The following is a 13783-nucleotide window of genomic DNA, read 5'->3' as shown; positions in this document are numbered from 1 at the left end:
CCGGCACCTTACGGCCGGGCCGGCCCCGCAAAGCCCCTACAAGGTGTCACCGGCCCCGATGCATTTGCGCTGCTGCGGAATCCAGTCGACGGACTCGTTGAGCTCGACGAGAATTCCGCCGACGTCTTCCCGCGGCCCGTCGTAGGTGACTTCCACCGCCGGAGAGCGCCCGTACGTCGTGAGCACACTCACACCCTCCGCCTTCATCCTGTCCTCGTCCAGGACCCAGTCGACCCCGTCGGCCGAGACGCAGAGGTTGACGCTCGGCTGGAGTTCGTCGACCCCGCAGCGAAGCACCAGCGAGCGGTCGCCCCACGAGGCGACACCGTCCCCGAGCGCCCAGTCACGCGATCGCGCGCCGGCCTCGTCGGGCAGCCGGTCCACGACGTCGGAACACCGCGCGTCGCCGCCCCGCGGGGCGGAATCGATCCTGTGGGAATCCACTACCAGGAAGGCGGACACCGCGGCCGCCACGACGACGCCCGCGATCGCCACCCGCACCGGCGTGAACGCCTTGCGCAGGGTCCGTCCAGCTTCTTCCGGTCTCACGGACTCCATCCTCCACCACCCGGCCCCGGCCTCCCGCACCCACCCCTCCGGGCCCCGGTCCGCGCCTACTCCACCGTCACCGACTTCGCCAGGTTGCGCGGCTGGTCCACCTCGTTGCCCCGGGCCGTCGCCAGCTCGCACGCGAAGACCTGCAACGGCACCGTCGCCACCAGCGGCTGGAGCAGCGTCGGGGTGGCCGGGATCCGGATCAGGTGGTCCGCGTACGGCACCACCGCCTCGTCGCCCTCCTCCGCGATCACGATCGTCCGCGCACCGCGCGCGCGGATCTCCTGGATGTTGGAGACGATCTTGTCGTGGAGGACGGAGCGCCCGCGCGGCGACGGGACGACCACGACGACCGGCAGGTCGTCCTCGATCAGCGCGATCGGCCCGTGCTTCAGCTCACCCGCCGCGAAGCCCTCCGCGTGCATGTACGCGAGCTCCTTCAGCTTCAGGGCCCCCTCCAGCGCCACCGGATAGCCCACGTGCCGGCCCAGGAACAGCACCGTGTCCTCGGCCACGAGGGAACGGGCCAGTTCCCGCACCGGCTCCATGGTCCGGAGCACGCGGTCCACCGCACCGGAGACCGAGGACAGGTCCCGGACCACCGCGCGGATCTCGTCGGCCCACTTGGTGCCCCGCACCTGGCCCAGGTACAGCGCGACCAGGTAGCAGGCGACCAGCTGGGTCAGGAACGCCTTGGTCGAGGCGACCGCGACCTCCGGTCCGGCGTGCGTGTACAGCACCGCGTCCGACTCCCGCGGGATCGTGGAGCCGTTGGTGTTGCAGATCGCGAGGACCTTGGCGCCCTGCTCGCGGGCGTGACGCAGGGCCATCAGCGTGTCCATGGTCTCGCCGGACTGGGAGATGGCGACGACCAGGGTCTGCTGGTCGAGAATGGGGTCCCGGTAGCGGAACTCGCTCGCCAGTTCCACCTCGCAGGGGATCCGCGTCCAGTGCTCGATGGCGTACTTGGCGATCAGCCCGGCGTGGAAGGCCGTACCGCAGGCGACGATGACGACCTTGTCGACCTCGCGCAGGACGTTCGCCGGGATGCGCACCTCGTCCAGGGTCAGCGAGCCCGACCCGTCGATACGGCCCAGCAGGGTGTCGGCGACCGCCTTCGGCTGCTCGGCGATCTCCTTGAGCATGAAGGAGGCGTAGCCGTCCTTCTCGGCGGCGGAGGCGTCCCAGTCGACGTGGTACTCGCGGACGTCGGCCGCGCCGCCGTCGAAGTCGGTGACCGTCACCGCGTCCCTGCGCAGCTCGACGACCTGGTCCTGGCCCAGCTCGATCGCGGACCGCGTGTGCGCGATGAAGGCGGCGACGTCCGAGGCGAGGAAGGCCTCGCCCTCCCCGACGCCCACCACCAGCGGCGAGTTGCGGCGCGCGCCGACGACCACGTCCGGCTCGTCCGCGTGCACGGCGACCAGGGTGAACGCGCCCTCCAGACGCCGGCACACCAGCCGCATGGCCTCCGCCAGGTCGGCGCAGGCGGAGAACTCCTCGGCGAGCAGGTGGGCGACGACCTCGGTGTCCGTCTCGGAGCGGAGCTCGTGGCCACGCTCGGCCAGCTCCTCGCGCAGGGCGGCGAAGTTCTCGATGATGCCGTTGTGGACGACGGCGACCCGGCCCGCGTTGTCGATGTGCGGATGGGCGTTGGCGTCGGTCGGACCGCCGTGCGTGGCCCAACGGGTGTGCCCGATACCGGTGGTCGCGGCCGGCAGCGGGCGGTCGGCCAGTTCCTTCTCGAGGTTGAGCAGCTTGCCGGCCTTCTTCGCCGTCGCCAGTCCGCCGTCGGCCTGCACGGCGACACCCGCCGAGTCGTAGCCCCGGTACTCCAGTCGCTTCAGTCCGGCCGTCACGACGTCCAGCGCCGACTGCGGCCCCACGTATCCCACGATTCCGCACATGACCGGCAGCCTACGATCCGTCAGCCGCCGGAAACCGCCGCTGCGTGCCCGAAATCGGAAATTCCCACCGGTGCACGAGGCACCGGTGGGAGTCGCACGCGGCGTCAGCCGAGCTTGGCCACCTGGGCGTCGACGACGTCCGCCGGGACGTCGAAGTCCTCACCGGTGGCCATGGCAGCCAGATTGACGGCGCTGAAGGAGACCAGAGTGGCGCCCTTGCGGACGACAACGATCTTGCTCGGCGCCTGGACGTCCTCCTCGGCGGCCACGGTCAGGGTGATCGCGGTGCCCTCGTCCCCGCCCTCCGGAGCCGCGGTCGTGGCGACCTTGACGACCTTCATCTCCTCACCGGCCACGGTGGCGGTGAAGCCGCCCGCGCACTTCTCGGCGGCGGTGGTCAGGCCCTTCACCGCCTGTGCGGCGCCGTCGCCGTCGTAGGAGGCGAGGTTGATCAGCATCTTGTCCACGTCGAGGGAGGCCAGCAGGGCGTCCTCGGGGTTCGTGCCCTCGGAGGGCTTCACGGGCTCGCCCGTCCAGGACCGCTTCACGGTCGCCGCGGGCTCGCCCTGGGCCACACCGGCCTGGGCGTGGGCCAGCGGCAGGCAGGCCGCGTCGCCCGACTTCACCTGGTCCTTGGCGATGTCGTCCGTCGCCGGAAGCTTGGTGGCGACCTTGCCGCTCTTGACGTCCGCCTGGGCGAGCGCGGCTTTCTCCAGCTCGGCGGCGCCGAGCGCCTTGCCCGCCGGCTCGGCGGAGGCGCTCGAGTCGGCCTTGCCCTTGCCGTCGCCGGTCTCGCCCTCGTCACCGGAGCCACCACAGGCGGTGACGAGCAGGGCGAGCGCGGCGGCGGAGGCGGCGAGCACGGTACGACGGACGGCGCTGGTTCTCACGGGGAACTCTTTCTCGAAGGCGCGGAGGAATCCGCAACGCGTTGCGCGCACCCTAACCGCCGGAACCGCGCAAATGATCTTCGAGCGACCACCCGGTACGCGACCGTGATCAGCACGTGATCCCGCAGGGGCACCGGAGACGGGCGGGCGTGACACAGCACACCTGTCGCCCCGTTCGAACTCCGTTAACAATGGACTGTGATCTCTCCGGTCTCCTCGATGCCCCGGAGCGCCCACCGGCAGCGGCCGGAGGCGACTCCCTACGTCGACCTCACCCGCGCCGAGTGGAGCGCGCTGCGCGACAAGACCCCGCTGCCACTGTCGGCCGCCGAGGTCGAACAGCTGCGCGGTCTCGGTGACGTCATCGACCTCGACGAGGTACGCGACATCTACCTCCCGCTCTCCCGGCTGCTCAATCTCTACGTCGGCGCCACCGACGGCCTCCGGGGCGCCCTGAACACGTTCCTCGGCGAGCAGGGCTCCCAGTCGGGCACGCCCTTCGTCATAGGGGTCGCCGGTTCCGTGGCCGTCGGCAAGTCCACGGTGGCCCGGCTGCTCCGCGCCCTGCTGTCCCGCTGGCCGGAGCACCCCCGCGTGGAATTGGTCACCACGGACGGCTTCCTGCTGCCGACCAAGGAGCTCCAGGAGCGCGGCCTGATGTCGCGCAAGGGGTTCCCCGAGTCGTACGACCGCCGGGCCCTCACCCGTTTCGTCGCCGACGTCAAAGCGGGCAAGGCCGAGGTCACCGCCCCCGTCTACTCCCACCTGATCTACGACATCGTCCCGGGCGAGAAGCTCACCGTGCGCCGCCCGGACATCCTGATCGTCGAGGGACTCAACGTCCTCCAGCCCGCCCTGCCCGGCCAGGACGGCCGCACCCGGGTCGGGCTCGCCGACTATTTCGACTTCAGCGTGTACGTCGACGCCCGCACCGAGGACATCGAGCGCTGGTACCTCCACCGCTTCAAGAGGCTGCGCGAGACCGCGTTCCAGGACCCGTCGTCGTACTTCCGCAAGTACACCCAGGTCTCCGAGGAGGAGGCCCTCGACTACGCCCGCACGATGTGGCGCACCATCAACAAGCCCAACCTGGTGGAGAACATCGCCCCCACCCGGGGCCGGGCCACCCTGGTCCTGCGCAAGGGCCCGGACCACAAGGTCCAGCGTCTCAGCCTGCGCAAGCTGTGAACCTGACTACGCTGCCGCCATGCTGCACCTGCGCCTGATCACACCCGCCGAACAGACCGATGACGTGGTCCGGCTGATCGGGGGGACGATCGGGACCGCGCACCTCTGTGTACTGCCGGGTGCCGCCCGCGACCCCGCCGGGGACGTCGTGCTGTGCGACGTGGCCCGGGAGGCCGGCGACGATCTGATCAGCGGGCTGCAGCGGCTCGGACTGCACACGACCGGTTCCATCGCCGTGGAGAACGTCGACCTGTCGCTGTCGCAGCGCGCGGACAAGGCGGAGAAGGAGGCGCCGGGCGAGAGCGCGGACGCGGTGCTGTGGGAGCGACTGACCGACACCACCCACGAGGAGTCGACCCTCTCGGTCACCTACCTCGCGTTCCTCACGCTGGCGACCATGATCGCGGCGTGCGGTGTCGTCCTGGACAACGCGATCCTGATCGTGGGCGCGATGGCGGTGGGTCCGGAGTTCGGCCCGCTGGCCGGCATCTCCACGGCGGCGGTGCAGCGCCGGCCGCGCCTCGCGGCACGTTCGGTGGTCGCGCTGCTGGTGGGGTTCGCGGTGGCGATGGCGCTGACGGTGGGCTTCAGCCTCTTCATGGACGCGGTCGGTCTGTTCACCGAGGAGAAGCTTGATGGCGACCGGCCACAGACCGGCTTCGTGTACGCGCCCGACTGGTTCTCCTTCGTCGTGGCGGTACTGGCCGGAGTGGCCGGCACGCTGTCGCTGACGTCCGCGAAGTCGGGTGCGCTGGTGGGCGTCGCCATCTCGGTCACGACGGTGCCGGCCGCCGCGAACGCCGCCGTGGCGCTGAGTTACGGGGACACGGTGCAGACGTGGGGTTCGTCCCAGCAGTTGCTGCTCAACCTGCTGGCGATCACCCTCGCGGGGACGCTGACCCTGCTGACGCAGAAGGCCCTCTGGGCCAGACAACACGACCGCCTACACAAACGCAGACCCGCCTGACCGGGGGCCACACAGCCCGGCACTCGCGGGGCACCGTCGCGCCCACCCTCCCCCATCGCCCCAGCGTCACGACTGCCCGCGGAAGCGGCGGGCAGTCCGCGGAAACGGCGGCGCGGCAGTGGCCGCGTACGGCGGGAAGGGGACGGGGCGGGGGTGTGCGCCCGCAGCGGCTGGTGCGAGTCAACGCCCCGCACCTCCACCGAGCGACCCGGTCGCGCCAGTCCGAGGACGTACACCCCCGACCCGGCCCCGACCCACCCACCGGCAGAAGGCGCTACGCGCACCCCCGCCGCACAGCCCGCTGCGCCGCAGGCGTCAGCCGCGCACCTACCCCAGCGCCGACTTGACCGCGTCCGCCAGGCGCCCGGCCACCGAGCGGGCCTGGTCGATGTCCGCCGCTTCGACCATCACGCGGACCAGCGGTTCCGTGCCCGAGGACCGCAGGAGCACACGCCCCGTCTCCCCCAGTTCACGCTCCGCCTCACCGACCGCCGCCGCGAGTTCCGCGGAGGTCTTCACCCGGGACTTGTCCACGTCCGGCACATTGATCAGCACCTGCGGAAGCCGCTCCATCACCGACGCCAGCTCCCGCAGCGTCCGGCCGGTCCCGGCCACCCGGGCCGCGAGCAGCAGACCGGTCAGCGTGCCGTCGCCGGTCGTCGCGTGGTCGAGGATGATGACGTGCCCGGACTGCTCGCCGCCGAGGGCGTAGTCCTTCTCCTTCATCTCCTCCAGCACGTACCGGTCACCGACAGCGGTCTGCACCAGCCGGATGCCCTCCCGCTCCATCGCCAGCTTGAACCCGAGGTTCGACATCACCGTCGCCACGACGGTGTCGGACCGCAGCGCGGACCGCTCCCGCATCGCCAGCGCCAGCACCGCGAGGATCTGGTCGCCGTCGACCTCCTCACCGGTGTGGTCCACGGCCAGGCACCGGTCGGCGTCGCCGTCGTGGGCGATGCCCAGCGCGGCCCCGTGCTCGACGACCGCGGCCTTCAGCCGGTCGAGGTGGGTCGAGCCGCAGCCGTCGTTGATGTTGAGCCCGTCCGGCTCGGTCCCGATCGTGACGACCTCGGCCCCGGCCCGCGTGAACGCCTCAGGCGAGACCTGCGCGGCGGCACCGTGCGCCTCGTCGAGGACGATCCGCAGACCGTCCAGCCGGTTCGGGAGAACGCCGACGAGGTGGGTGACGTACTTCTCCAGCCCCTCCTCGTAGTCCCGCACGCGGCCGACACCGGCGCCGGTCGGGCGGTCCCACGGCGCGCCGGTGCGGTGCTCCTCGTACACGGACTCGATCCGGTCCTCCAGCTCGTCGGCGAGCTTGTGACCGCCGCGCGCGAAGAACTTGACGCCGTTGTCCGGCATGGCGTTGTGGCTCGCGGAGAGCATCACACCGAGGTCGGCGCCGAGCGCGCCGGTGAGGTACGCCACCGCCGGCGTCGGCAGCACGCCGACGCGCAGGACGTCCACGCCCGCGCTGGCGAGGCCCGCGACCACGGCGGCCTCCAGGAACTCTCCGGACGCGCGCGGGTCACGCCCGACCACGGCGGTGGGCCGGTGTCCCTCGAACGTGCCCGCCTCGGCCAGTACGTGCGCCGCGGCGACGGACAGGCCGAGCGCCATCTCTGCCGTCAGGTCCGCGTTGGCGACACCGCGCACGCCGTCCGTGCCGAAGAGTCGTCCCACTTGTCCTCCTGAGGAAGCGTCAGTTCAGTATTGAAAGCCGTACGGCCGACGTTCGTGCCACTGACGAAGCGTGTGATGTGTCCGACGCTCGAAACCTGACGACCGTCACGACGTTACGACCGCCGCAACCGTCGCGATGCGAGTGCGTGCGGCTCCGCACCCCGGGCACGCACCGCACCGGCCATGCCCGACACCCGACCATCCGATCACATTAGCGTTTGAGCGCCTTGTGCCGTTATACGCCCACGGCAGTGAATAAACGAACGCCCCGGCAGCACTGTGGCGTGCCGCCGGGGCGTTCGGAGTACGCGCGAGCGCCCTGTGATCAGCGCTTGCTGTACTGCGGGGCCTTGCGGGCCTTCTTCAGACCGGCCTTCTTCCGCTCGACCGCACGGTCGTCGCGGCGCAGGAAGCCGGCCTTCTTCAGCGCACCGCGGTTGTTGTCGACGTCCGCCTCGTTCAGCGCACGGGCGACACCGAGACGGAGCGCACCGGCCTGACCGGAGACACCGCCACCCGCGATGCGGGCGATGACGTCGTAACGGCCCTCGAGCTCGAGCACCTTGAAGGGCTCGTTGACTTCCTGCTGGTGCACCTTGTTCGGGAAGTAGTCCTCGAGGGTGCGACCGTTGATCTTCCACTTGCCGGTGCCCGGGACGATCCGGACGCGGGCGATGGCGTTCTTGCGACGGCCCAGGCCGGCGGCCGGCTGGGGCTCGCCGAAGCGGGAAGCCATGGACTCCGAGGTGTACTCGCCCTCGACGGGCGCCTCGGACTCGGTGGTGTAGCTGTCGATGTCAAGCTCTTCGAGCGGCTGCTCGGCAGTGGTCTCGGCCACGATTCTCCTCAGATTCAGTTCAGTCTTAGGGGTGGCCGGACTTACTGCGCGACCTGGGTGATCTCGAACGGCACCGGCTGCTGGGCAGCGTGCGGGTGCTGGTCGCCCGAGTAGACCTTCAGCTTCGAGAGCATCTGACGGCCCAGGGTGTTCTTGGGGAGCATGCCCTTGACGGCCTTCTCGATGGCCTTCTCGGGGTTCTTCGCGAGCAGCTCGTCGTAGCGGACGGAGCGCAGACCACCCGGGTAGCCCGAGTGGCGGTACGCCATCTTCTGGGTCCGCTTGTTGCCGGAGAGGTGCACCTTGTCCGCGTTGATGATGATGACGAAGTCACCGGTGTCGACGTGGGGCGCGTAGATCGGCTTGTGCTTGCCGCGCAGGATGGAGGCCGCAGTGGAGGCCAGACGGCCCAGGACGACGTCCTGAGCGTCGATGACGTGCCACTGGCGCGTCACATCGCCGGGCTTGGGGCTGTACGTACGCACGGTTCGTAGCCTTCGCTTCTTCAGTGAATGGTCCTGACAAGGTCACCGAAGACGATCACGACAGCCCTGACCGCACAGCGGTGACGCAAACCGCGTGCTGGTCGCTGGTCATCGGCCCGGTGGACCGGTGTAAGGGCCCCTCACGTGAGAATGAGTAAGCCACTACACACAACGAACATGCAGGATACCCACGCTCGGCCGGACGGGTCAAAACGAGACCGCCGTCGGTGGGCTACGCCGATTCTACGGCCGCACGCCGCCCCTCCGGCGTCCGAGGCGGCCCGTCCGCCCCGCGCGTCACCCGCGCGCCCCGCACGCAGTGGTACGAGACGGTCACCGACAGCGCACACAGCGTGAAGGCGTCCCGGAACGCCCGCCGCCTCCCCGACTCCAGCCACGGCCACGTCACTCCCGGCAGCTGAGGCACCAGGGCGAGCCAGAACCAGGGCCGCCGGGCCACCGCACCGGCGTACGGCAGCCCGGCGAGCAGCAGCGGCAGCACCACCAGGAGGTAGTGGTTGTAGGAGGGCCGGGAGACCAGGAACGCCGACAGCATCAGCCCGGCGGACGTCTCCGCGAGGCGCAGCGGCACCGGACCCGGCCCGCGCCAGCGCACGTACGCGCACACCACGCCCGCCGCGGCCATCAGCAGCGCGAGCAGCGTGGCCGGGGCCCGGGGCACGCCGAGCCGGGGCAGCACGGCCGCCGGCGAGGCCTCGTAGAGCCGCACGAAGGCGTCGTCGCCGCTCAGCAGGAAGGGCAGGGTGCGGGTGAGGAAGCCGGTGGGGTCGGGCAGGAACAGCGCCGCCACCACCGAGGCGACCGCCGGCACCAGGACCACCAGGGCCAGTGCCCCCCAGCGGCGGGCGAAGAGGAACAGCAGCGCCATCGGCGCGAGCAACGGCTTGAGCGCCACCGCCACTCCGATGACCGCGCCCGCCGCGACCCACCGGCCCCGGCTCACCAGCAGCAGACACAGCGGCAGCGCCAGCACGGCCGTCACCGTCCAGTTCCCCAGCCGCACCAGCTGCCCGAACGGCGCGAAGCCGGCGGCGAGGCCCAGCAGCCCGAGGACGGCGAGCCTGCTGCGCAGCGGCACCCGGTGCAGCAGCAGCGCGCAGGCCCAGCCCAGCGCCAGGGCGACGGTCACCGCGACCGGCACCACCACGTCGAGCACGGACCGCGGCAGCAGCGCCTGCGGCACGGCGGCCATGACCGCGCTCGGGAAATAGAGGAAATGCCGGTCGTCGTACGGCGATCCCCCGTCCAGCCAGGTCCGCGCGGCGTCCACGACGATCCCGTTGTCCATGCCTCCGTCCGAGGTCACCAGCACCGTATGAACCGTCAGCGCCCCCAGCACGCCCACGAGTCCGGCCCACCACCAGCCACCCGCAGGTCGCACCAACCACCCGGAGATGTCGCTTTTGCCCGTCGCCATGCGGCCAACGCTAGGGCCTCGGTGACCCGTTGGCCGGGACCAGCACACCCCTTGCCCCGTCTAAGATGCGCCCCATGAGCTTTGGGCAGGGGGGACCTCCACAGCAGTGGGATCCCTGGAAACCGAATTCCCAGCAGCCGTGGAACAGCGGCGGTGCCGGCCAGTCGCCCGACTGGGCGGCGCTCGCCGACGCGTCCGAGGCCCGCGCCAAGCGGCGCCGGCTGCTGTTCATAGGCGGCGGCGCACTCGCCACCGTCGCGATAGGCACCGCCGTGGCGGTCGCCGTCGTCTCGGCGAACGACAGCGGGAAGGCCTCGCCTGGCGCCTCCTCCCAGCTGCCCGGTGGCTCCGACGTCTCCCTACCGAGCCCCACGGGCACGGTCCCGTCGTTCGCCCCGACGAGCGCCCCGCCGCCGCTGGACCCGAAGGACTTCATCGCCAGCGCGCAGAAGGACAAGGCCCCGCTGAGCCCCGACATCCTCTTTCCGGGCACGCAGCTGACCATGGGCGAGACGGTGTACAAGAAGGGCCCGACGGCCGACACCACGAACTGCGCGTCGGCCGCGAAGGCCACACTCCCCAAGGTCCTCACCGACAACGACTGCACCCGCCTGATCCGGGTCACCTACACCAAGGACAAGGTGGCGGTGACGGTCGGCGTGGCGGTCTTCGGCACCGAGGCCCAGGCGACCGGGGCCAAGCAGCAGGCCGACAAGAAGAGCATCGTCAAGTCGCTCTCGGGCGGCGGCGTCAAGGACTTCTGTGTCGGCGCGGTCTGCCGCTCGACGACCAACTCCTACGGCCGCTACGCCTACTTCACCCTCGCCGGGTTCACGGACGGCAAGGACGTGACGACGCAGGACAAGGCCGTCTTCGCCACGGGCGACGACCTCCAGGAGTTCACGTTCCGTCAGATCCGCCGCAGGGGCGAGGCCCAGGCGTCGGCGGCGGCGAACGAGTAGCGCCGCCGCCGGACCGGGATCAGCAGCACCGGGCCGCCGGCAGGGACCGCTTGTTGCGGGCCTCCCTGCTGCGGGCGGCCAGCAGCCCGTCGGCGGGGTACCCGACCTCCTCCAGGGTCAGGCCGTGCGGGCGTACGACATGGACGGCCGAGTCCCGTACGCCCGCGGCCAGGACCTTCCCTGGCCAGTCCGGCGGACGGTGGCCGTCGCCGACGAACAGCAGCGCGCCGATCAGCGAGCGCACCATGTTGTGGCAGAAGGCGTCCGCCCGGACGGTCGCCGTGATGATCCCGTCCGCATCCCGCTCCAGGCTCAGTTCCTGGAGCGTGCGAATGGTCGTCGCGCCCTCGCGCCGCTTGCAGTACGCGGCGAAGTCGTGCTCCCCCAGCAGCCCGCGCGCGGCCTCGTTCATGGCGTCGACGTCGAGCGGCCAGTCGTGCCACAGCACGTGGCCGCGCAGCAGCGGGTCGACTCCCCCGGGGTTGTCGGTCACCCGGTAGGCATAGCGCCGCCAGACCGCGGAGAACCGCGCGTCGAACCCGGCGGGCGCCTCCCTGAGCGCCCACACCCGCACGTCCCTCGGCAGCCGCCCGGCGAGCCGCTTGAGCAGCTTCGTGTGGTGCTCGGCCCACACCTCCCGCGGCAGGTCGACGTGCGCGACCTGACCCCGGGCGTGCACACCGGCGTCGGTCCGCCCGGCCACGGTCAGCTCGTACGTCGTCCCGCCGGACCGCGTCACGGTCCGCAGGGCGTCCTCGATCTCCCCCTGCACGGTCCGCCGCCCACCGGCCTGCTTGGCCCAGCCGGAGAACTCGGTCCCGTCGTAGGAAAGGTCCAGCCGCACCCGCACGAACCCGGGCCGCACTTCGTCACTCACACAGAGATCCTCTCACCCACACAGAAAAGCGGGCCCGCTCCTGAAGAGAAGCGGACCCGCTACGCGCCCCGAAGGGGCGCGGGGCCGTGCTGGACATGCGGCTCCGCCGTGTGGGGCGCGACAAGCCACAACGGAGCCGCAGCCGCGAACGGACAGCCCCCCGCCAGAACGCTTACGCGTCCTTCGACTCCTCGGCCGGAGCCTCGGCGGCCTCGTCGGACTTGGCCTCGGCGGCCTCGTCCTTCTTGAGGGCGTCTTCCTTGACCGCACGCTTCGTCGCGGCCTCGGCCTCGCCCGTGGCCTCCTGCTGCACCGTCAGCGCCTCGACCAGCTCGATGACGGCCATGGGCGCGTTGTCGCCACGGCGGTTACCGATCTTGGTGATGCGGGTGTAGCCACCGGGACGGTTCTCGTACCGCGGGCCGATCTCGGTGAAGAGCGTGTGGACGATGCTCTTGTCCGTGATGACCTGGAGCACCTGACGGCGGTTGTGAAGGTCGCCCTTCTTCGCCTTGGTGACCAGACGCTCGGCGTACGGACGCAGCTTGCGCGCCTTCGCCTCGGTGGTGGTGATGCGGCCGTGCTCGAAAAGCGCCTTCGCGAGGTTCGCGAGCATCAGCTTCTCGTGCGCGGCGCTGCCGCCCAGACGGGCACCCTTGGTGGGCCTCGGCATGGTGTTTCTCCTAGGTGTCTGCCCCGGCCGTATCAGGTACCGGGGTCAGTATCCGAGCAGGCGGTCGCCTGTCGGAGATCCAGGCCCCCGAAGGGGCCTGGAAGGGGCGCGGGACTGTACTCATGTGCGGCTCCGCCGCGTGGGCGCGACAAGCCACAGCGCACCCGCGCCCGAGTACGGACCGTCGAGCCCGGAGCTCAGTACTGCTCGGTCTCCACGAAGCCCGCGTCCGCGTCGTCGTCCGCACCGAAGGCGTCCGCCGCAGCGGTCGGGTCGAATCCGGGCGGGCTGTCCTTCAGGGCCAGGCCCATGCCGGCCAGCTTCGCCTTGACCTCGTCGATGGACTTCGCACCGAAGTTGCGAATGTCGAGGAGGTCCGCCTCGGAGCGCGCGACGAGCTCACCCACGGAGTGGATGCCCTCACGCTTGAGGCAGTTGTACGACCGAACGGTGAGCTCCAGCTCCTCGATCGGCAGCGCCAGGTCGGCGGCGAGGGCGGCGTCCGTGGGGGACGGGCCCATGTCGATGCCCTCGGCGTCGATGTTCAGCTCGCGGGCGAGACCGAACAGCTCGACCAGGGTCTTGCCCGCGGAGGCCATGGCGTCACGCGGACGCATCGCCTGCTTGGTCTCGACGTCGACGATCAGCTTGTCGAAGTCGGTGCGCTGCTCGACACGGGTCGCCTCGACCTTGTAGGTGACCTTGAGAACCGGCGAGTAGATCGAGTCGACCGGGATACGCCCGATCTCCTGACCGACCTGCTTGTTCTGCACGGCGGAGACGTAGCCGCGACCGCGCTCGACGGTCAGCTCCATCTCCAGCTTGCCCTTGCCGTTGAGCGTGGCGAGGACGAGGTCGGGGTTGTGCACCTCGACACCGGCCGGGGGCGCGATGTCGGCGGCGGTGACCAGACCCGGACCCTGCTTGCGCAGGTACATCACCACGGGCTCGTCGTGCTCGGAGGAGACGACCAGCTGCTTGATGTTGAGGATCAGGTCGGTGACGTCCTCCTTGACGCCCGGCACGGTGGTGAACTCGTGCAGGACGCCGTCGATGCGGATGCTGGTGACAGCGGCACCGGGGATCGACGACAGGAGGGTGCGGCGGAGGGAGTTGCCGAGGGTGTAGCCGAAGCCCGGCTCCAGCGGCTCGATCACGAACCGGGAGCGGAATTCGTCGACGACCTCTTCGGTCAACGAGGGACGCTGAGCGATCAGCATGTGTGGATCAGATCCTTCTTTCGTGGACGCCCGCTATTTGACGCCCGACGGAAACCGCACCCGGTGAAAAGTGCGGGTACTGCAAGGGTACGGGCGA

The 13783-nt window shown here is 70.6% G+C and carries 13 protein-coding genes; 3 read left to right on the top strand and 10 right to left on the bottom strand.

Going from position 1 to position 13783, the window contains the following annotated elements; translation table 11 throughout:
- Positions 1-36: 36 nt before the first annotated feature.
- The 3 genes from F1615_RS26790 to F1615_RS26780 all read right to left on the bottom strand — a co-directional run bounded on the left by F1615_RS26790 (position 37) and on the right by F1615_RS26780 (position 3352).
- The gene (locus tag F1615_RS26790; protein WP_244328867.1) at positions 37-549 is read right to left on the bottom strand and encodes a DUF3515 family protein; all 513 of its coding nucleotides are present in this window, start codon (positions 547-549) and stop codon (positions 37-39) included.
- Between the two features lie 65 nt (positions 550-614).
- Positions 615-2462: a glutamine--fructose-6-phosphate transaminase (isomerizing) gene (gene glmS / locus F1615_RS26785; protein ID WP_149551612.1), complete on the bottom strand. Its 1848-nt coding sequence runs from the start codon at positions 2460-2462 to the stop codon at positions 615-617.
- A 104-nt stretch (positions 2463-2566) separates the two neighbouring features.
- Positions 2567-3352: a hypothetical protein gene (locus tag F1615_RS26780; protein WP_149551611.1), complete on the bottom strand. Its 786-nt coding sequence runs from the start codon at positions 3350-3352 to the stop codon at positions 2567-2569.
- Positions 3353-3571: 219 nt separating this feature from the next.
- On the opposite strand from F1615_RS26780, the gene coaA reads away from it, so the two are divergent.
- On the top strand, positions 3572-4540 hold the full coding sequence (gene coaA / locus F1615_RS26775) for a type I pantothenate kinase (RefSeq protein ID WP_167533869.1): 969 nt from the start codon (positions 3572-3574) through the stop codon (positions 4538-4540).
- Between the two features lie 19 nt (positions 4541-4559).
- Entirely contained in the window at positions 4560-5507 is a 948-nt protein-coding gene (locus F1615_RS26770) for a DUF389 domain-containing protein (RefSeq protein WP_149551609.1), read from the top strand.
- Between the two features lie 327 nt (positions 5508-5834).
- On the opposite strand, the gene glmM is transcribed toward F1615_RS26770, so the two are convergent.
- From glmM to F1615_RS26750, 4 genes are all read right to left on the bottom strand, one after another.
- Positions 5835-7193, bottom strand: a complete 1359-nt coding sequence (gene glmM / locus F1615_RS26765; RefSeq protein WP_149551608.1) for a phosphoglucosamine mutase — start codon at positions 7191-7193, stop codon at positions 5835-5837.
- A 325-nt stretch (positions 7194-7518) separates the two neighbouring features.
- The gene (gene rpsI, locus F1615_RS26760) at positions 7519-8031 is read right to left on the bottom strand and encodes a 30S ribosomal protein S9 (protein WP_048458032.1); all 513 of its coding nucleotides are present in this window, start codon (positions 8029-8031) and stop codon (positions 7519-7521) included.
- 41 nt (positions 8032-8072) lie between these two features.
- Entirely contained in the window at positions 8073-8516 is a 444-nt protein-coding gene (gene rplM / locus F1615_RS26755) for a 50S ribosomal protein L13 (RefSeq protein ID WP_019526965.1), read from the bottom strand.
- A gap of 232 nt (positions 8517-8748) precedes the next feature.
- Entirely contained in the window at positions 8749-9954 is a 1206-nt protein-coding gene (locus F1615_RS26750) for a glycosyltransferase 87 family protein (RefSeq protein ID WP_149551607.1), read from the bottom strand.
- A gap of 74 nt (positions 9955-10028) precedes the next feature.
- Here F1615_RS26750 and F1615_RS26745 point away from each other — a divergent pair, with 74 nt between their 5' ends.
- Positions 10029-10916, top strand: coding sequence for a hypothetical protein (locus F1615_RS26745; protein ID WP_149551606.1), 888 nt, complete (start codon positions 10029-10031; stop codon positions 10914-10916).
- 19 nt (positions 10917-10935) lie between these two features.
- On the opposite strand, the gene truA is transcribed toward F1615_RS26745, so the two are convergent.
- The 3 genes from truA to F1615_RS26730 form a co-directional block, all read right to left on the bottom strand.
- Complete coding sequence (gene truA, locus F1615_RS26740; protein WP_149551605.1) at positions 10936-11793, bottom strand: tRNA pseudouridine(38-40) synthase TruA; 858 nt, start codon at positions 11791-11793, stop codon at positions 10936-10938.
- A 172-nt stretch (positions 11794-11965) separates the two neighbouring features.
- Positions 11966-12466: a 50S ribosomal protein L17 gene (gene rplQ / locus F1615_RS26735; protein WP_149551604.1), complete on the bottom strand. Its 501-nt coding sequence runs from the start codon at positions 12464-12466 to the stop codon at positions 11966-11968.
- A 197-nt stretch (positions 12467-12663) separates the two neighbouring features.
- Positions 12664-13686, bottom strand: coding sequence for a DNA-directed RNA polymerase subunit alpha (locus F1615_RS26730; RefSeq protein ID WP_003966937.1), 1023 nt, complete (start codon positions 13684-13686; stop codon positions 12664-12666).
- Positions 13687-13783 lie beyond the last annotated feature (97 nt).

It is taken from the genome of Streptomyces marokkonensis (genome assembly GCF_008312835.1).
Classification (GTDB): domain Bacteria; phylum Actinomycetota; class Actinomycetes; order Streptomycetales; family Streptomycetaceae; genus Streptomyces; species Streptomyces marokkonensis_A.
The sequence above is the reverse complement of the archived record's forward strand: the minus strand, read 5'-3'. Positions and strand labels throughout refer to the sequence as shown.